Below are 20,709 nucleotides of genomic sequence, written 5' to 3'. Positions count from 1 at the left end.
TTCTATTTTGTACCGATATAAATATTTCCTTTGATCGGGTTGATGTTGCTATTTGCTACTTTAATGACATAGAAATAGGTTCCGGAAGCTACTTTACCCTTAGTACCCACATGACTTGTTCTGGTACTCCCGCTCCAGTTGTTTTGGTAATTATCCGATTCAAATACGATATGTCCCCATCGGTTAAACACCAATAATGATATTCGTTCACCATGGATATCAGGACCTGTTATGGTGAAGTAATCGTTCATACCATCTCCGTTTGGTGTAAGTACATCTGAGATCTTAATTCTTGGATTGTTAGCGCTATCATCAATACAATCATTGACGATTTCGACTTTAACACTTATTTGATTGCTACACATTCCTGATTGTTCAGTATACGTAAAACTGTAGGTGCCGACAGGTATTTCTGAAGGACTAATTTCAGCACCTTTTAAGGTGATTCCGGTATTATCAGATTCCCAAATTCCATTGCCTGATTCCCCTTCAATCAAACTATACAGATTGATTGTCGTTTCAGTAATACAAACTGTCGCATCCTGCGTGGTTATTTCAGTAGGAAGCACCTTTATGGTTTGTTCTATTATCTGCTCATTACCTTCTGAATCTGAGGCTATCCAGTTGCGGACAATTTGATACCCCTCACCTAATATAGCTTCCGTTTCACTGTAAGTTATATTTACCGAATCGCCACAATTATCTGAGAATTCCAATTGAGGAACCTCCGGAACTTCATAGCAGTATACGGTAGGTTGAAGGTCGATTTGAGAAATGAGTTCCGGAGCCTCAGTATCGGCAATAATTACATTTTGTGTCTGTGTAGTCGTATTACCACTTTCATCTTTATAGGTCCATGTAACCACAGTAACTCCATGTTTACTGATCGGTAAGTTCGCATCATGGGTAACTGTAATTGGGCCTGAACAGTTATCGGTGGCCGTTGGTAGGGATAGCCAACTTACCTCACATTGGGCTGTGATATCCGGCAAAATTGCATGATCAGCAACAGGAGCTGTGGTATCTTCTATAATCACATTTTGTGTTTGCATACTTTTATTACCGCTTGCATCTTGGTAAGTCCAGGTTACTAGTGTGGTACCTTGCTTTGTTATTGGCAAAGTGACATCATGCGTAACCATTGCCATCCCACTACAATTATCTGTAGCGGTAGGCGGGGTTAGGCTCATCACTTCGCACTCCGCTATAATTTCCGGTAGTGTTGACAGGTCAGCAACAGGGGCGGTAGTGTCTTCTATTATAATGTTTTGTGTCTGGGTGCTCGTATTGCCGTTCGCATCTTTATACGTCCACGTAACTACTGTGGTCCCCTGGGTAGAAATCGGCAAGGTTGCATCGTGGCTAACTGTTACCATACCGCCACAATTATCTGTAGCGCTTGGCGAGATCAGGCTCGTCACTTCACACTCCGCAGTGAAATCCGGTAGTGTTGACAGGTCAGCAACAGGAGCGGTGGTATCTTCTATAATAATGTTTTGTGTCTGGGTGCTCGTATTGCCGTTCGCATCTTTATACGTCCACGTAACTACTGTGGCCCCCTGGGTAGTAATCGGCAAGGTAGCATCGTGGGTAACTGTAACCACGCCGCCACAATTATCTGTAGCGCTTGGTGGGATCAGGCTCGTCACTTCACACTCCGCAGTGAAATCCGGCAGTGTCACCAGGTCAGCAACAGGAGCGGTGGTATCTTCTATAATAATGCTTTGTGTCTGAATGCTCGTATTGCCGTTCGCATCTTTATACGTCCACGTAATCACCGTTGTTCCCTGAGTAGTGATCGGCAGGGCAGCGTCGTGAGTAACTGTAATCACACCGCCACAGTTATCCGTAGCCGTTGGGATCGGGATATCAGCAAAAGTTACAGCACATTCCTTTTCAAGGGCAGGTAGGTTTATCAAATCAGGAACAGGCGGGATAACATCTTCTATAGTTACCATAGCTGTTCCTGTATTACTATTTCCACTGGTATCTGTAACGGTTAATGTTACCGTATTAATTCCAACATCTGAGCAATCAAAAGAAGTTTTATCTAAACTCATAGAGTCTACCTCACAATTATCATAAGAGCCATTATCTATATCAGCAGCAGTTATCGTTACAACCCCTGAAACATCTAACGGTACTGTTATATTCTGGATTAAGACCGTAGGCGCTATAGTTTCTGTAGTGTTTATATATGCTTTTTTAATAATTGTTTTACTACATCCGTCAATATCAGTAACTGTTAAACTCACATCAAAAACACCTACTGTTGTATATGTATGTTTAGGGCTTGTTGCATTACTCGTATTACCATCTCCAAAATCCCATAACCAATCGGATGATGGACCATAAAAAACAGTATTATCAGTAAAACTAACTGTTAAAGGCGTACAGCCAGTTGTTACATCTGAAGAAAAATCAGGAGTCAGACCTACAACTTGTATAAATTTTGATTTCGTATTGGTATTTGTTAATCCTGTTATAGCCATTTTTATAGTTAAACTTACATTATATACTCCTACTGATTCGTAGGTATGGGTAGGGTTTTGTTCGGTAGAAGTATTACCATCACCAAAATCCCATAACCATTCTTCTACGGTATCATTTCCTTCTATTTTAGATTCATCTGTAAAGTTTACCGTAAAGGGTCCACATCCCAAAGTATCATCTACACTAAATTGCGCTTTTGGGGTTACTATTTTTATTAAATGTGTCGCTTTACTAGTACATCCATTCATAGTATCTTTTACCGTAAGGTTTACTGTGTAGTCTCCTGCAGCAATATATGTATGTATTGGGTTTTGTGCTGTTGAAGTACCTCCATCTCCAAAATCCCAATTCCATGTATCTGGTAAGGTAGATTGATCTGTAAAAAACACAGTATGCGGAAATCTTTGTCCGACTGCAGGGTTTGCATTAAACTTTGCTTTTGGTGATTGTACACTAAACGTTTTTGTTGTAGTATTTTCCTTTCCTATAATATCAATAACTTTTAGTTTTATTTCAGCATTAATTATATCAGTATATATATGTGTAGGATTTTGATCTGTTGAAGTATTGCCGTCTCCAAAATCCCACTCCCAACTTACAATGGCTCCGTTAGGTGAAGATGAATTATCAGTAAAGATTACCTCATTTCCTACACAATACCCTCCTGATATTGTAAAATCTACCAATATCCCCTCAGATTCATAGGCTCCCATATCAATAATATCTCCTATTAACCTTGGGTTGCCCGATATATCTGTGTCGGTGGCTAAATTACCGCCGGCATTGGTATAGGCAGCATTATCTCCGGTGTTTACGGCAAGACTGGCAGGTAACACGCTAAAGTCGTTATTCGCAGTATCAGTAAAAAGTGGATCGGTCCCTGCACCGCCGCTACCTGCTGTAGCTGCAATATTATTACCGCCATCGGTAATATTCGGTGGTATTTCGCCATTGTTATCTGTGGTACTGTTGTAAAAAGCACAGTAAGCTACCGTTCCTATTCCTCCACCACCAGGATTATTATCGTTGATATTACCATTAGTTCCTGTATTATCAAAAAATATGGTATTAATCGCTTCTAAATTCCCTCCATGAAAGTGGACACCTCCTCCTTTGTTTGCTGTATTATTAGCTACCGTACAATTGATAAGTTTGGTTATTCCATTTTCTATAGAAAATGCACCACCGTTTGCAGATGCTTCATTATCATAAAAAGCACTGTTATAAATGGTTAATGTGCCCGTACTAAAACTTACAATAGCTCCTCCAACACCATTCGTCCCATCACCTTGAGCTATATTATTTTTAAAAATACAGTGATTAATGGTATTGTCGTTTCCATTGTTATAAACACCTCCTCCCGAACGTCCTATGGCTACCGGGTTATTTTCTGTACCATCAGCGTAGCTGTAAGCTATAATAAAGCCATCTAAAATACTGTTGTTGGTCATCCTAATTATAGTATGGCTATCACCAGCATCAGGGGTGTTATTGTCATTGAAATCTCCACTTAAAATGGTTTGGTTTGCTGTCCAATCTCTATTGCTTAGAGCAGTTTCTGTGCCTGCAAAACCGCCGTAAAGACTAACACCTTCAGGAATTTCAATGGGTGTAGTTTCATTTAAGGGTTTATAGGTGCCTTTAGCGACCCATATTTCGGTGATATTGGAGCATATATATGTTTGCCAAATAGCATCTTGCAAATTATTATAGGCATTGGCCCACGAGCTACCGTCATTTGTACCGCCACTTACCGAAGCATTGACATAAAGTGTGGTAGCCGTTGGATATGGACAACTGACTACACCTTCATAAGCGCCGATGTTTACTATTGTGTTTTGCACGCGATCTTCTCCTGCAATATCATAGGGAATACTTTCGGTGGTATTGCCATCGCCATCCAAATCAAAACTGTCAGTAGGGAGGTTGGCGTTATTTCCCGCATCTATTCCAGGACTTGTGGCTATCAAACGTAAGCCATCATCCGGGGTAGCCCAGATACCATCTTTTCCTTTAGGCAAAGCAGGAGCTAAAAAAGGATTAGCTGTAAGTTGAGTAAAGCCAGTACCAGTGTAATTTTCAGAAAAATTATCAGCTCCCATAAATGTACTCCCCCCTGAAGAGGATATATCGGCGCCATTTCCGTAAAAAACAGTATTATATAGCGTTGTATTAGAGGCATTACTATGCATTCCGCCACCGTTGGTGGTAGCTGAGTTGTTATTAAAAGTAACATTAACTAAGCTTGAAGGAGAACTTTCATTGAATATCCCAGCTCCATAGCCAGCTCCGGCTGAACCAAATTGAGAACCACCACCAGCAGCACTATTATATATAAACACTGTATTGGTGATAGTTGCCAAAGAATTAGCTTCGTTATGTATACCCCCACCATGACCACTACCACCGTCTTTTCCTACTCCGGGTACAACCATTTCTCCATCTCCTCCCCTGACCGTATTATAAGCAAAAGTAGCATTTGTAATAGTTGGTGAAGAAGCCGAATTAAGCATACCGCCTCCGTAGGCATTGCTATCACTATTTCCTCCGTATCTCCCTCTTACTGTATTGTTAATAGACAACAAATTTACAATAGCTGGTGAAGAGGAATCATTATACATTCCACCGCCACCATATTGAGCTTTGTTTTCACTAATGGTAATATTCTTAAAAATTGGAGATGAAGAAGCATTGTATATCCCTCCTCCTCTATTATAATGTATTACTTGCCCGCCAATAGTTATCGTTCCTGAATGATATATCGCAGCCCCTTTTGTAATAGTAAAACCTTCAACAAGAGCTGTATTGTTAAGGTTAGTGGTAACTAATACATGTACCGTATTTGTAGTACCTAAGTCGCCCGATAGTATGGATGGATTTGTAAAATCCTGGGTATTAGTAGCTGGGTTATAACTCCCTTTGAGTTTGATATTTTTATTCATCCAGAAATAAAACTCCGTAGGGTTAGTAAGTGTTGTCCCGGGTGCTGAGTTAGGGTGATACGTGCCCGAGGCAACCCAAATTTCTTCTCCTTCATCGATACAGTTTAGCGCATCTTGTAAATTGGTAAAGGCATTTGTCCAAGAGGTACCATCGTTGCTGCCTGTGGTGGCGTTGCTATCTACATATAAGCGCGTGGCCGCTGAACAAGGCGGTGGTATAGCATCAACCAAAACTGCAGTTGTAATACCAATATTATTTAAGGTAAGGTTGGCATCTTTCTCCCCAGAATCTCTTAAAGTGCCTCCACTTGCAGTTAATGCTCCTATTGCTACACCATCTGTATCTATATCTCCTGATTGTATTGTATATCTAAAAACTAAAGAGCTTGTCCCGCTACCAGCGATATAAGTTGCATAGCGTATAGTTGATCCAATAGTAATAGCTATTTGAGGAATTCCTCCTGTGGTAGCTACATTAATACTTTCGTTAAAGTTAACGGTAAAATCTAAATTTTGACCGGCAGTATAAGTAGCGTTGGAGGGTACGTTAACATCCATTACAACAGGAGCAACAGCATTTGAAATGACCGTTGTTGTATTATCGGTATCGGTATCAGCTCCGTCATTTATGACTACTGTAAAAGTTGTAGTTTCTGAGGTTGATGTTCTGTTGTCTGTAGGGTTATAAGATAACGCTCTTAACTTTGTTTGTAAGTCGGCAGGAGTAGTACTTGCAATAGTATATGGTCCAGAACCAGAAAGCCCGGTACCTGTCAATAGCCCTTTTGCATTATCATCTAAAGTAATGGTTGCAGATAAGTTATATCCATCAGCATCTGTTGTTGTAATATTAGAAAAAGGCGAGATTGTACTGTTGTCATTTACACTCTGACTAGCAGTTGTTCCTCCAATTACTGGTGCTGTGTTGGTTGCCGGAAAGCTAACATTGATATTATCGAAGCCGTAGTTATTGAGGGTAACAGTGGTTTCGGGAAGAATCTTAAAACTACTGATGTTTGTTGCATTAGCAGTGTTAGTAATAGTTACAGTGCCATTAGTTCCTGATCCATAGGCGGTAGCAGCTGCAATAATATTGTTATCCTGGTTTACCAGGCTTATTTCATCATCATTATACGCATAATAGCGCATGCTGTTTAAGGTAAACTCGGTTGGGGTCCCGTTTTTGGTAAAAGTAATTACCCATGGATTGGTGTCTCCTCCCGCCTGAAAATAAAAAACTTGATTTCCTCCTCCTAAATCGGTTAATAGGGCTCTGTCTGTATAGGTGGCATGCCTTACTTCGATGGTATAAGTGTCGGCCCCGGAGGTTACTGATTGACTGATATATTCCCCACTGTTATAAACAACAGCATCGTCCATATCAAAATTAAGGGTTTGTGCGTATATCCCTCCTGTAAGTATTATACACAACAAAAGGATCCATTGTCTTTTATTCCTTAAAGTCGTATCATGTTTCATTCTGGCTACCGTTTTTATACTGTTTATGCTTAAACAACAAAGCAACCTGAAACCTATAATTGACATAGTTTTCAGGTCGTTGTTTCCTATATTATTTGCTTTACGATCGATCTGGAAAAGCTCCAATTAGGCATATTATAAAGTTCAGGGCTGTATAAGGGGGGCGGTTTTCATGTGCCTGTCCTTCTCCGGCGTTTTCAATAGAAACCGCATCTTCTGCCATAGTGGTACTTTTTGAGGTCGCATAGGTACCTCCTTTTGCCCAGTAGTTTTTAGTTACCTCCTGAGTTGTTCCGCCAATTCCCCCACCATCCGATGCATTGGTAGAAGCTTTATGAGAATGCTTTGGCATTTGATCGACTGTTAAAGGGACTGATTCCATTCCTCCGTGGTCTCCTTCCTTGTAGACAGATAGCCCCGGACCACTACCTACACCAATCGGCATCCTGCCTCTTAGATCGGGTAACTTGAAGGAGGAGCCGCCATTACCTCCATACCTATTACCTATTACTGCAAACAATCCACTATATTGACTTACCGCCATAAGCTGTCCATGGCAAAAAGCCCATCCTCTTGGAGGAAAATCACCTGCAAAAAATTTAATTTCTCCTATATAGCCATCCATAATTTTAGTTTTTAATTGATAATTCGGGTAATTTAATTTCAACTGCTGTACCGTTCTGTACTTCTATACTATAACAGCCCAGCTCATCTATTGTAAGAATGATATCTCCTTTTTCTTCATAACGATAGTATACTTCAGTGCTATGACAGCGAATTAAGAGTCCGTACTTTTCCGTTGGGTAAGGGTAATTTTCTATTTTCTTTTCACCTAAATCGAGGAAGGCAACCTGACCGATAGTATAGATTTGAAGCAAAGCAGATTTTAAATCGTTCTTTTCTGCGGTATGGTTATGATTAATAACCCACTCATCACTTTCGTCAGTTTTTCGTAAGGTACCGGAATACCGAAAATTGTTAATGATTTTGATGTTAAACATATAAGTATTTATTTGGTTTCGTTCATTTAATATTCCTAATACTTATCAGGGGTCTCGAAGTAATTCTTTTTGGGGTTCCAAATACGGATTGCAAGTTAATTCTGTATGCAACCAAATAAAATACGTATAGACCTACATATTTTACGTAGGGGTAAGTATTGAGGTGAATGACACAAGTAAGATGCTCGCACCAGCCAGGGAGGGGTAATTGTTTAGTTACTTTCTGTAATTCCTTTTGTCGTTCCGTACTTGTTAAGAATCTATTTGAAGGATAACAACTACTATTTAAGAGATTGCCACGCCCTGCTAGGGCAAGGCTCGCAATGGCGTTGCCAAAAACAATTTCTTACCCCTGCACCCCTAAAGGGGGAAATTGTTTTCTTCCTTTTGTCATTCCGTATTTTTTTGTCATTCCGCACTTGTTGCGGAATCTATTGATTCTATGTTTGATCTTTTTTATTTAGTAAGGAATTGTCTTAATTAATTTAACGGGCATGTTTATTTTTATTCATTTCTTTTGATCGTCCAAAAGAAACGAACCAAAGAAAAGGACGCCCGTCGAGAGGTATTTTTGCTATCGCAAAACCATGGATTTTATCCTAAATGGTCTCCAAGGCTTCGACCATTTTTAACGGATTAAATTCATATATACTGCCGACGGGGATAGACTCCAATCAACATCTTTTAACTTAATACAAATCCACTGCAAACAAACCGTCATCGCGAATGGAAAAAAGTGTCGTGCGGCGATCTTTTGAAGGATAGTAACTATTGTTGAAGAGATTGCCACGCCTTACTATTGCGAGGCTCGCAATGACGTTGCCAAAAACAATTTCTTACCCCTGCACCCCTAAAGGGGGAAATTGTTTTTTTAATCTTGCTGTCATTCCGAATTTATTGCGGAAACTGTTATTCCATTGTTTGATCTGTTTTTTTCCTGATTGGGAATTGTCGAACTGAATGTCAATAACATGTTTCGTCTTTATTCTTTTTTGCATTGCCAAAAAAAGAATCAAAAAACGCTAGCCTTAGCTGTTCGGCTACCCGCTAGTTTTTTGAACACTAAATTATCTGAACTCGCCACTTTGCCTCAAACAGCAGATAATTTCACGTGTTCTGCAAATAGCGGGGCCCAGCCTGCCACAGCCTAGGGCGAATTTAATTATAAGGTTAATCCTAACAAACCGTCATCGCGAACGGAACGAAGTGTAGTGCGGCGATCTTTTGAAGGATAGTAACTATTATTGAAGAGATTGCCACGCCCTGCTAGGGCAAGGCTCGCAATGGCGTTGCCAAAAACAATTTCTTACCCCTGCACCCCTAAAGGGGAAATTGTTTTATGCCCTGATTTTCATTCTGCACTTCTTTGTCATTCCGAATTTATTGCGGAATCTATTGAACTAGCATTTCATCGGTTTTCCTAATATGGAATTATATGTTTAAATAAATTCATCTACATTTTCAGATACCACAATATCTACCGGAAAAAGCTTTCGGTTGGGGATGTCCTTATTATAGAGCAAATGATCTGACAAGGCGGTGATTCCCCTATAGGCCTGTGCTTCCGGTTTTTGATTTAACAGGATATCGATTTTACCCTTTATAAGATTCTCTATATTTTTAGGAATAAGGTCATACCCTATGGTCTTAATCTTAGGATATTGCTTTAAAAGATTACTCAATAAATGAATTTTAGAGGTGGTCACAAATATGCCTGAAACCTCAGACAGGTCTATTGGTAGATTGGTAATAGCTGTATCATCTGACGAACTAACCACCTCGATCTTGGGATTTTCATATTTCTCGGCAAAATATGCTTTAAATCCGTTTTCCTTTTCTTCCAGATGCAATGAATGTCCGGATTTGATTCCGAGGTGCATAACCAGCAAAGTACCCTGATCCATATCTTTTACCAGATAATCCATCAGCTGTCCGGCCAGCCTCCCACTCTTTGTATTGGCTTGTCCTAAAAATATCTTGTGTTTTCGATCTGTCAGTTCTGTATTTAGAAGTGCTATGGGAATTTGTAAATCTTCCAACCGATCGTATAAATGTGTAAGGGAATCCGTGTAAATGGGCACCATGAGTATGGCATCAAGACCTTTATTAATTGCTTTTGATAATTGCTTTTCAAAATCATTCCGTGTACTGGTATACCGAAAATAAAGCAGAGAAATCCCAAACTGTCTTAATTCAACTTCTGCTTTGCGGACCCCATGTGCACATTGCTGCCAATATTCACCTTCCTGATCGTTGGGAATGAGCACTCCTATAACATAATTTTTATGACTTTTAAGGGATTGGGCAATGAGGTTAGGCTGATAATCAATATCATCAAGCACCTGCTCTACTTTTCTTCTGGCCTCTGTAGAAACCTTTCCCCGGTTATGAATAACACGATCTACCGTGCCTCTGGATACTTCGGCAAGGTTAGCTATTTCTTTTAGGGTATAATTCTTTTTGATCATTCATCAGATTTATGAAAAAACTTCAACGAAAATACAAAATTTGTATATATTTGATAACTGTGCTCGTGAACACTTTAAATTATTTTTACAATTTAACTGTTTTTATTGAGGTGATCGAAAGTATATTTTAACCCGAATGGTGTATCCATTCTTACAAAAGAATTGAACTTATATGGCTCTTGATTTTTGGGATATTACCATTGTGGCGGCTTATATTGTGGGAGTACTACTACTTGGTTTTTATCTTTCCAGACGTGCTTCAAAAAACCTTTCCTCATATTTTTTGGGGGGTAATCAATTACGATGGTATTATCTCGGATTGAGTAATGCATCTGGGATGTTCGATATTTCAGGAACCATGTGGACGGTAGGGATTCTTTTCGTTTACGGCCTGAAAAGTGCCTGGCTTCCATGGCTATGGCCGGTTTGGAACCAGGTATTTGTTTTTGTTTACCTGGCCATTTGGATGCGTCGATCGAACGTAATGACAGGTGCCGAATGGATCACCTTTCGTTTTGGAGATGGCAAAGGGGCGAAACTATCGCATATCATCATTGTAATTTTTGCCGTTATCAGCGTTTTAGGATTCATCGCTTATTTTTTTGAAGGTATCGGCAAATACAGTACTGCAATCTTACCGTGGGACCTGGGTTTTGAGATCCTGGGGTATCAGATTTCATCAGCCAAAAGCTATGCACTGATTGTCTGCGGACTCACCTCGCTTTATACCATTAAAGGGGGAATGCATAGCGTGGTAGCCACTGAAGTGATGCAATTTGTGGTCATGACCATTGCCTGTATCGGCGTTGGGATCGTAGCTTATAATATGGTAGATGCGGGTGCGGTAGAGGCGATTGTTCCCCGGGGTTGGAAAGAGCTGTTTTTTGGATGGAATCTGGATCTCGACTGGAGTAACACAGCCTTTCCTCAGGTAAATAGCAAGATCGCTTCTGACGGATTTGATCTCTTTGGGCTACTGTTTGTTCTGATGGTATTAAAAGGTATTTTGGCATCTACCGCCGGTCCGGTTCCGAGCTATGATATGCAACGTATCCTGGCTACCAGAACTCCGGCCGAAGCTGCAAAAATGAGTTTTCTAACCATTTGCGTATTGTACCTGCCGCGCTATTTTATGATTATTGGTTTCACTGTACTTGCATTAGTTCTTATGCGACCTGAGATTATGGCTATGGGTGATGCTATTGATTTTGAACAGGTACTTCCTTTAGCCATCAATAAGTTTCTTCCGGTAGGATTAAAAGGCTTGATGCTGGCAGGATTTTTAGCTGCCTTCATGGGGACTTTTGCGGCCTTTGTTAACTCTGCTCCTGCCTATATTGTAAATGACATTTATAAAAAATATATCAATCCTTCTGCTACTGATAAAAGGCTGGTACTTTACAGTATTCTATCCTCCCTACTACTGGTTGTGATTGGGATCATTTTCGGATTCAATGCGGGTTCATTAAACCAACTCATCTTATGGTTAAGTTCGGCCCTCTATGGCGGGTATGTAGCGGCCAATGTACTCAAATGGATCTGGTGGCGATTTACAGGAATGGGATACTTTTGGGGAATGCTTTTCGGACTCATAGCTTCTACCATTAAGCTCTTCTTTTTCCCGGAGTATGTAGATATTTTTGTGTTCCCTATCATTCTCCTTTTTTCACTTTTCGGTTGCATTATAGGGACTTACCTACGTCCGCTACCGAACCGCGATCAGGTAAAAGTTTTTTATCGCCAAACACGGCCATGGGGATTTTGGGGGCCGATCAAAAAGGAGGTTATGGAAGAAGATCCGGATTTTCTACCTAACAAGGATTTTAAGCGGGATAGTTTCAACATAGTGATCGGAATCATTTGGCAAATGGCCCAGGTGGTCATTCCTATTTACTTTATGCTACGTGAAAATACCGCCATGATCATATGGTGTGGTGTGCTGATACTCACGAGTGCCTTACTAAAAAAATATTGGTGGAATCATTTAAAGAACGTTTCATGAAAAAGCAACAACAGTTATTGATAAGCGGTACCTTTTTAGATGAAATCAGTCATGATATCCCTCATCAAAACTGGGGTCGCAAGGAATGGGATGCCGACTTTGCGCATATGGCCAATATGGGAATTGATACTGTGATTTTGATTCGCTCCGGCTACCGGCGATTTCTAACTTATCCATCAGATTACCTCATCGGCAAAAAAGGATGCTACCGTCCGCCAGTTGACCTGGTGGAAATGTTTTTAGAACTATCCCTCAAATATGGTATGGATTTCTATTTTGGCATCTATGACAGTGGCACCTATTGGGACACCGGAAACATGTTAAACGAACTGGATGTAAACCGTTATGTCATTGAAGAAGCCTATCAAAAATACGGACACCATAAAGCTTTTAAAGGGTGGTATCTGAGCCTGGAGTTAAGTCGAAAAACGAAAGGAGCTGTAGATGCAATTGCCGGCCTGGGCAGGCATTGTAAAGCTGTAAGCGGCGGACTCCCGGTACTTATTTCTCCCTGGATCGACGGTAAAAAAGCGGTGATGGCATCTGAAGGCGCCCTCAGTAAACAGGAACAAGTTTCTTTGGAGACACATTACACGGAGTGGGATGAGATCTTTGATGGAATCAAAGGGCCTATAGATACTGTTGCCTTTCAAGATGGCCACGTCGATTTCCATGAATTGGAAGACTTTTTACAGATCAATAAAGAACTTGCAGATAAACATGGACTAGCCTCGTGGACCAATATTGAATCGTTTGACAGGGATATGCCTATCAAGTTTATGCCCATAAAATTCGAAAAACTACTGTTGAAACTGGAGGCTGCTCAGCGAGCGGGTTGTGATAAGGCGATTACCTTCGAATTCTCTCATTTTATGAGTCCGCAGTCAGCTTATTTACAAGCAGGTCACTTATACAACCGCTATATGGAACATTTTAAATTATTCGGTTAAGCAAGGATCAAACGATTATGAAAACCTATGCATCATTATATGAACAAGAACTTCTAAAAGAGGTGATTCCTTTTTGGGAACAATATTCTCCCGACACTGAATATGGAGGCTATTTTACTTGCCTTGATCGTCAGGGTAAGGTCTATGATACAGATAAATTCATGTGGCTTCAGGCGCGTCAGGCATGGATGTTCGCTACCTTTTATAATCAGCTTGAATCTAAGGAAACCTGGAAAGATATGGCCAGAAGGGGTATTGAATTTATGGAAAAACACGGGCGCGATGAAGATGGTAACTGGTATTTTTCTTTAACCAAAACAGGGGCGCCACTGGTGCAGCCTTATAATATCTTTTCTGATTGTTTTGCAGCAATGGCTTTTGGAAGTTTTTACAAAATCGATCGACAAGAAGCTTATGCCCAAATAGCGTTAGACACTTTCCAAAATATTTTAAAAAGAAGAGATAATCCGAAGGGACGCTACAATAAATTATATCCGGGAACTCGCAACTTACAGAATTTTGCACTCCCGATGATCTTGTGCAACCTCTCTTTAGAACTGGAACATCTGTTAGATAAAAACCAGGTTGATGAATTGACGGATGGGCTGGCAGACTTGATATTGAATCAATTTTACGATAAGGATACAGGCCTGGTTTATGAAAACATTACTTCCGAAGGAGCGCTTCATGATAGTTTTGAAGGACGCCTGTTAAATCCGGGGCATGCGATTGAGTCTATGTGGTTTTTAATGGATTTAGGACGCAGGAAAAACAACCAGACATTGATCCTCAGGGCTGAAAAAATCATGCTGCAACAATTAGCGCATGGATGGGATGAGACCTATGGAGGTATTTTTTATTTTCTGGACGCCCAGGGACATCCACCCCAGCAATTGGAATGGGATCAAAAACTTTGGTGGGTACATTTAGAAACGCTGGTAGCATTGGCTAAATCTTATGCCGCCACACAGAATCCAGCGTCAAAAGCATGGTTTGAAAAAGTACATGAATATACCTGGAATCATTTCAGAGACCCAAAGGGAGGCGAATGGTTCGGGTATTTAAACAGGCAAGGGCAAGTATATTTACCGTTAAAAGGTGGCAAATGGAAAGGATGCTTTCACGTACCGAGAGCCTTATTACAAATAGCTAAAACTTTACAATCATAAATATCCTTTACGCTATGAAACACCTTCAGCTAGCATTATTATTGTTCTTCCTGGGAATTACGGCTGTCTTTTCGCAATCGCAAAAAGGGGTATGGCTCACCAATGTTAGAAGCGAAGCTCTCGATAGCCGGGAAGGAATTGAAACAGCGGTCAGTAATTGTAAAGCCTATGGCATCGATCATATCTATGTGGTGGTTTGGAACCGTGGACATACGCTTTACCCCAGCGAGGTAATGCAGGAGACATTTGGGGTAAAAGTCATGCCTAGATTTGCAGAGCGGGACTTTTTAAAAGAGTTGATAACTGTGGCTCATCGCGAGGGGATCAAGGTACATGCCTGGTTTGAATTCGGGTTTTCCAGCAGTTATAAGAAAGAAGACGGAGGCCATATATTACGAGCCAAGCCTCTATGGCGTGCTATTGATCATAAGGGGGAATTGGTATCGAAAAACGGGTTTCAATGGATGAATGCTTTCGACCCTGAGGTGCAAGACTTTTTGTTATCATTGATCGTTGAGGTGGTGAACAATTATGATATTGACGGGATTCAGGGAGACGACCGTCTTCCTGCCAACCCTTCTACTGCGGGCTATGACGCTTATACCATTTCCTTGTATCAAAAAGAACATGCAGGAGCTTTACCTCCATCTGATTACAAGGATGCAGCCTGGATTGACTGGCGGGCCAGAAAGCTTGATCTGTTTGCAAAAAAAGTATATGAAACGGTAAAGGCGATTGATTCAAATGTATTGGTTACGATGGCACCAAGCATTTTTCCGTGGAGCAAAGAAGAGTATTTACAAAACTGGCCGAGATGGGTTAAAGAAGGCTGGGTCGATGCCATTATTCCACAGGTATACCGCTATGATATTAAGTCTTATGAGGCTACTTTAACTGCTAACCTGGAATTTATATCCAAGAAAGATCGCGAGAAGTTCATTCCGGGAGTTTTATTAAAAGTTGACGATTACATTCCCTCAGAAGATTTCTTAACTCAGATGATTCAGACGAATCGGAAGTATGGTATTCTAGATGAAGTCTTTTTTTATTACGAAGGATTTAAAGATCATCCTTTATTTTTTAAGAACACCTATCCAAAACTATAAGTTATGCGTTTATTAGTCTTCCTTTCTGTTTTGTTTTTGATTCACGGTCATGCCATGAGTCAGAATAAAGTTGATGTATTGATTGTTGGTGGCGGTGCCGGAGGTACAGCTGCAGGCATCCAGGCAGCGCGCAGTGGTGCCCAGGTTCAGATTATTGAAGCCACACCCTGGCTAGGCGGAATGCTAACAGCAGCCGGCGTTTCTGCCATAGACGGAAATCACGAATTGCCTTCCGGTATTTGGGGAGAGTTCAGAGAGGAGTTACGCAAACATTATGGCAGTGCCGGGGCCCTGGCAACAGGCTGGGTAAGTCATACCTTGTTTGAACCTGCTGTTGGAGAGCGAATCTTAAGAGGTATGGTCAAGCATCAGAACCTACGGATCGAATTCAATGCGTCTTTAGAATCTGTAAGTTATGAACAAGGCAAATGGAAGGTGACCTTTAAAAAGGGTGGAAAGCTACATTCTACTATAGCTACCGTTCTCATTGATGCTACTGAAACAGGCGAATTACTACCTCTGGTTGGCGCAGATTTCCGATTCGGAATGGATGCCAAATCTGATACCGGAGAGGATGAAGCACCGGCTGTTGCTAATGATATCATTCAAGACCTGACCTATGTGGCCATTTTGGAAGATGTTTCTTCAGATCCAACGAGGCAACGACGTAAAAAGGGGTTGGTTAAAAAACCCAAAGGATATGATCCGGAAAACTATGCCTGTGCTTGTAAAAGGAAAAAAGATGAAATGTTCGGAAAGGTTTCTGATTGTGAGCAAATGCTGAATTATGGGAAATTACCTAACAATAAATACATGATCAATTGGCCCAACTGTGGTAATGATTACTACATCAACTGGGCTGAACTCTCCGAAAAGGAGTTCCTGGAGGAATTGAAAAAGGCTAAAGCTTTTACCTTGGGCTTTATCTATTATATTCAGAATGAATTAGGGTTTCAGCATTTGCGTCTTGCAGAGGAGTTTCCAACGAAGGATCAACTTCCTTTTATTCCCTATCACAGGGAGGGACGCAGAGCTAAGGGGAAAGTATTTTTAACGGTTAATCATTTGGAGCAGCCCTATGACTATACCCTGTACAGAACAGGGGTAGCTGTTGGAGACTACCCGATCGATCACCATCACGATAAAAATGAGGATGCTCCGGAGATCGCATTTATCAACATCCGAATTCCGAGTTACAACATTCCTATGGGGGTGTTGATCCCTGAGAACACTGAAAACTTCCTGGTTGCAGATAAAAACATCAGCGTGTCTAATATTGTCAACGGCACTACCCGTTTACAACCGGTTGTACTAGGAATTGGACAGGCAGCCGGGGCGATCGCTGCCACTGTCATTAAAAACAAGCAAGATGTTGGAGATGTATCGGTACGAGAGGTTCAGAACATGCTTTTAAGGGGTAAGGCCTACCTTATGCCTTTTATAGATGTTTCACCTGAAGATGCTGCATTCGAATCTATACAACGAATTGGGGCAATGGGCATATTAAAAGGCTATGGAATTCCTTATAAATGGGCAAACCAGACGTTCTTTTATCCGGACCGTATGGTATCGGAATACGAGTTAAAACAAGGACTGTTGGCATACTATCCGGAACTGGAAAAAATAGATGCTTCCGGACAGGGTGTGAAAATAGCATTTCTTACGAACCTGTTCAAAGCTTTGGGGAAGGAAGTTAGTCTGACAGAACTTCAATCTCAATGGAACGACTGGGAGATCGAGCAAGACTATTCGGAGGATGCAGCTCTGAACCGAAGGTCGGTTAGCATATTACTGGACAAGGTCCTGTCGCCATTTGACATAGAGATTTCCCTGGAGGGGAAGGTTTTGAGGGATTGATCAAAAGCTAAAAATAATCTTCGTGGAAACCTTATATTTAATCCAGCAATTGAGAAAGACCTCTCCAAATAAAAACGTTTATGAAAGTTCCTTTATTAAAATATGTGTTGGGTGTTCTATCCCTGTTCTCCTTCTATTCTTGTGCTCAGGCAACCGATGATCGTCCTAACATCATTATCTTTTTCACCGACGATCAGGGCTATGCTGATCTGGGCTGTTATGGGGCAACAGGTTTTGAAACCCCACATGTGGATAAGCTGGCTGCTGAAGGACTTAAACTCACCAATTTTTATGTACCGGCAACGGTATGTACTCCTTCCAGAGCGGCTCTATTGACGGGTCGATATCCAAAGCGAAGCAACCTTCATGAAGCGGTTATCTTCCCTTTTTCCGAGCATGGGCTTTCCCCTGAAGAGTACACTATGGCTGAGATACTTGGAGATAGCGGCTATGCCACCTGGTGCGTTGGAAAATGGCATTTGGGACATAAAAAGGAATTCATGCCTTATAACCAGGGATTTGATGAATTTTTTGGAGTTCCCTACTCCAATGATATGGATAACCATTACTACAAACACAATGATTTTCAATCGCCTCCATTGCCATTATACAGAAATGAAGAGGTTATTGAAATGGGGCCGGACCAAGATTATTTAACCCGAAGGTATACCGAAGAAGCAGTTCGATTGATCAAGGAAAGGGGTGCTAAAAAGCCTTTCTTTATGTATATGGCTCATAATATGCCTCATACTCCTTTACATGTTTCTCCTGCCTTCGCCGGGAAAAGTGAACTAGGACTTTATGGAGACGTAATCATGGAATTAGACTGGAGCGTGGGTGAAATTGTTAAAGCTTTAAAATCAGAGAAGCTATATGATAACACCATTTTTATCTTCACCTCTGATAACGGTCCGCAGGTAGGTTCTGCACAACCACTACGAGGGAAAAAAGCACAAACCTGGGAAGGTGGGCAGCGTGTTCCGGGTATTATAACATGGCCTGGTAAAATTCCTGAAAACACCGTCAGCGATGAGATGATCTCTACTTTGGATCTCTTCCCTACCCTTGCGGCACTAACAAGAGCGTCCATCCCGGAAGGATCGGTTATAGATGGTCGAAACCTCAGTGATTTTTTAAGATCTCCTGCCACAACGAACCTGGAAGAAATTCCTTTTTATTACTATGCCCGTAATGGTGATTTGGAAGCGGTACGGTATGGGAAATGGAAACTACATATCAAAAAATCGATTGGTTGGAATCAACAAAAACAGGGATCCTTTGAATTATCGTTATACGATCTGGAAACAGATATAGGGGAAGCCCACAACGTTGCTGATCAGCACCCCGAGGTAGTGGAAGAGTTATTGGGGTTTATTGAGAATGTGGGGATTTAGTTTGAAGATTTTGTTATTATCCTACTCTCAATGAATGGGTCCCCACTTCCAAACCCTATGGCGACTTAATTTTACACCTTAATTCAAAACCTCTGCAAACAAACCGTCATCGCGAATGGAACAAAGTGAAGTGCGGCGATCTTTTGGAAGCTAGTAACTATTATTGAAGAGATTGCCACGCCTTACTAGCGCAAGACTCGCAATGACGTTGCCGAAAACAATTGAAAAACCGAACATTCATTATGGCATTGTATTTGTGGCATAAAAAATATTATTTTTTTACAATACCGCCATCATGAAACTGCACCACCTCATTGTAACGATACTAATCGTTATTTTCGTTAGTTGTTCGTCAGATCCAGCATCTCCTGAAAAAAGTGCTCCCACTTCTGATTTTAGTTTACAAAATGATTATAATGACCTGAATGCCAAACTAACGCATTTAGACACCCTAATCGTGGAAACCGATTTGTCGGTTTGTACTTCAGAACGATATGAGCGGCTTACCATTACCCAAAAAGACAGTGTACTTCATTATAGCATGGAGATCAGGGATACTGATAATCCGGCTAAAGTGACACTCGAAACCCAACATTCTAAATCGAGTGTCCGGTGGAACCTCAGCTCATTTTTGACTGAAAACACGAATCGATTCAACCCTGTTAACGATCAGGATCGTGAGCGTATGCGAATTATGTGCAATGGGGATACCATAAATCTTTATACCCAAAACTTAGTTGATTCCAATAAATTCATAGGAGCATACTACACTACAATGAGTGAGCTTTTTCCTTATGCAACAGATTATGACTTTGTGAAGGTGGTTTTAGAGGAAGAATAAATGAATCTTAACAAGATTATTTTATGATTTAATCTTGAAGAAGATATAAACTGTTATTGTATTAAGGGATAAAGGGTTTTTATTCTTCCTGTCATTCCTCACTTATTGCGGAATCTATTGATCCGAGATTAAATCTGTTTTTTTCTGATTGGAAATTATCGAACTGAATGAAAAAGCATGTTTCGTCTTTATTCTTTTTTGCATTGCCAAATGCTTTGCATTCATGAATACCATATAAAACAGTAATTATTACATGAATAAAAAAAGAATCAAAAAACGCTAGCCTTAGCTGTTCGGCTACCCGCTAGTTTTTTGAACACTAAATTATCTGAACTCGGCACTTTGCTTCAAACAGCAGATAATTTCACGTGTTCTGCAAATAGCGGGTCCCAGCCTGCCACAGCCTAGGGCGGTTTTCTATGTATGGATTAACAGACCTTTGGTTCGTCTAGCTTTATAGATGGAGATTTTTTGGAGGTAGGTGAATCCTTATAAAGAGATTGCCACGCCCTGCCAGCGCAAGGCTCGAAATGTGGTAATACAATTTCTTACCCCTGCACCCCTAAAGGGGAGAAATTGTTTTATGTACTGATGGTCATTCCGTACTTTTTGCGGAATCTATTGAACCAGGGTTAGTTATTTTTTCCTAATTAGAAATTGACCAACTGAATGTCAATAACATGTTCATTCTTTATTCATTTTCTTTATTCACCAATTTGCTTATTGTTTTATAAGGAGTTCATGATGTGCTACGCAATTATTCACCTAAAGAAAACGAATCAAAAGAAAGGATGCCCGTCGAGAGGTATTTTTGCTATCGCAAAACCATGAATTTTATCCTAAATGGTCTCCAAGGCTTCGACCATTTTTAACGGATTCAATTCATATATACTGCCGACGGGGGTACACTCCCATCAACATCTTTTAACTTAATTCAAATCCACCGCAAACAAACCGTCATCGTAAACGGAATACAGTGGAGTGCGGCCTGTACGACTTTTTCATTC

11 protein-coding genes are annotated in these 20,709 nt (G+C 40.8%); 7 read left to right on the top strand and 4 right to left on the bottom strand.

Going from position 1 to position 20,709, the window contains the following annotated elements; all coding sequences use genetic code 11:
* Positions 1-2: 2 nt before the first annotated feature.
* The 4 genes from BM361_RS17205 to BM361_RS07025 form a co-directional block, all read right to left on the bottom strand.
* Positions 3-6,914, bottom strand: a complete 6,912-nt coding sequence (locus BM361_RS17205) for a PKD domain-containing protein (RefSeq protein WP_175496551.1) — start codon at positions 6,912-6,914, stop codon at positions 3-5.
* A 100-nt stretch (positions 6,915-7,014) separates the two neighbouring features.
* Positions 7,015-7,539: a phage tail protein gene (locus BM361_RS07035; RefSeq protein WP_038268041.1), complete on the bottom strand. Its 525-nt coding sequence runs from the start codon at positions 7,537-7,539 to the stop codon at positions 7,015-7,017.
* 4 nt (positions 7,540-7,543) lie between these two features.
* Positions 7,544-7,915, bottom strand: a complete 372-nt coding sequence (locus BM361_RS07030; RefSeq protein ID WP_074977873.1) for a hypothetical protein — start codon at positions 7,913-7,915, stop codon at positions 7,544-7,546.
* A 1,439-nt stretch (positions 7,916-9,354) separates the two neighbouring features.
* Entirely contained in the window at positions 9,355-10,383 is a 1,029-nt protein-coding gene (locus tag BM361_RS07025; protein WP_074977871.1) for a LacI family DNA-binding transcriptional regulator, read from the bottom strand.
* A 172-nt stretch (positions 10,384-10,555) separates the two neighbouring features.
* Between BM361_RS07025 and BM361_RS07020 the strand changes: the two genes are divergently transcribed.
* The 7 genes from BM361_RS07020 (at position 10,556) to BM361_RS06990 (ending at position 19,702) form a co-directional block, all read left to right on the top strand.
* Complete coding sequence (locus tag BM361_RS07020) at positions 10,556-12,385, top strand: sodium:solute symporter family protein (protein ID WP_074977869.1); 1,830 nt, start codon at positions 10,556-10,558, stop codon at positions 12,383-12,385.
* Positions 12,382-13,335 carry a DUF4434 domain-containing protein gene (locus BM361_RS07015; RefSeq protein ID WP_074977867.1) on the top strand — a complete coding sequence of 318 codons (954 nt, stop codon included), beginning with the start codon at positions 12,382-12,384 and terminating at the stop codon, positions 13,333-13,335. The genes BM361_RS07020 and BM361_RS07015 overlap by 4 nt, the downstream gene beginning before the upstream one ends.
* Positions 13,336-13,352: 17 nt before the next feature.
* Entirely contained in the window at positions 13,353-14,504 is a 1,152-nt protein-coding gene (locus BM361_RS07010) for a n-acyl-d-glucosamine 2-epimerase (RefSeq protein WP_074977866.1), read from the top strand.
* Between the two features lie 14 nt (positions 14,505-14,518).
* The gene (locus BM361_RS16950; protein ID WP_074977865.1) at positions 14,519-15,610 is read left to right on the top strand and encodes a glycoside hydrolase family 10-like protein; all 1,092 of its coding nucleotides are present in this window, start codon (positions 14,519-14,521) and stop codon (positions 15,608-15,610) included.
* A gap of 3 nt (positions 15,611-15,613) precedes the next feature.
* Entirely contained in the window at positions 15,614-17,467 is a 1,854-nt protein-coding gene (locus tag BM361_RS16945) for an FAD-dependent oxidoreductase (protein ID WP_074977864.1), read from the top strand.
* 80 nt (positions 17,468-17,547) lie between these two features.
* Positions 17,548-18,861 (top strand): sulfatase family protein, encoded by a 1,314-nt coding sequence (locus BM361_RS06995; RefSeq protein WP_074977862.1) that lies wholly within the window; start codon positions 17,548-17,550, stop codon positions 18,859-18,861.
* Between the two features lie 295 nt (positions 18,862-19,156).
* Positions 19,157-19,702 (top strand): hypothetical protein, encoded by a 546-nt coding sequence (locus BM361_RS06990; RefSeq protein WP_074977860.1) that lies wholly within the window; start codon positions 19,157-19,159, stop codon positions 19,700-19,702.
* The last annotated feature ends 1,007 nt before the right edge of the window (positions 19,703-20,709 follow it).

It is taken from the genome of Zhouia amylolytica, assembly GCF_900116365.1.
Lineage (GTDB): Bacteria > Bacteroidota > Bacteroidia > Flavobacteriales > Flavobacteriaceae > Zhouia > Zhouia amylolytica.
The sequence above is the reverse complement of the archived record's forward strand: the minus strand, read 5'-3'. Positions and strand labels throughout refer to the sequence as shown.

Excerpts from the sequence above, each read along its gene's own strand:
- BM361_RS17205 (WP_175496551.1), bottom strand. The coding sequence starts at position 6,914 with ATGAAACATGATACGACTTTAAGGAATAAAAGACAATGGATCCTTTTG.
- BM361_RS07035 (WP_038268041.1), bottom strand. The coding sequence starts at position 7,539 with ATGGATGGCTATATAGGAGAAATTAAATTTTTTGCAGGTGATTTTCCT.
- BM361_RS07030 (WP_074977873.1), bottom strand. The coding sequence starts at position 7,915 with ATGTTTAACATCAAAATCATTAACAATTTTCGGTATTCCGGTACCTTA.
- BM361_RS07025 (WP_074977871.1), bottom strand. The coding sequence starts at position 10,383 with ATGATCAAAAAGAATTATACCCTAAAAGAAATAGCTAACCTTGCCGAA.
- BM361_RS07020 (WP_074977869.1), top strand. The coding sequence starts at position 10,556 with ATGGCTCTTGATTTTTGGGATATTACCATTGTGGCGGCTTATATTGTG.
- BM361_RS07015 (WP_074977867.1), top strand. The coding sequence starts at position 12,382 with ATGAAAAAGCAACAACAGTTATTGATAAGCGGTACCTTTTTAGATGAA.
- BM361_RS07010 (WP_074977866.1), top strand. The coding sequence starts at position 13,353 with ATGAAAACCTATGCATCATTATATGAACAAGAACTTCTAAAAGAGGTG.
- BM361_RS16950 (WP_074977865.1), top strand. The coding sequence starts at position 14,519 with ATGAAACACCTTCAGCTAGCATTATTATTGTTCTTCCTGGGAATTACG.
- BM361_RS16945 (WP_074977864.1), top strand. The coding sequence starts at position 15,614 with ATGCGTTTATTAGTCTTCCTTTCTGTTTTGTTTTTGATTCACGGTCAT.
- BM361_RS06995 (WP_074977862.1), top strand. The coding sequence starts at position 17,548 with ATGAAAGTTCCTTTATTAAAATATGTGTTGGGTGTTCTATCCCTGTTC.
- BM361_RS06990 (WP_074977860.1), top strand. The coding sequence starts at position 19,157 with ATGAAACTGCACCACCTCATTGTAACGATACTAATCGTTATTTTCGTT.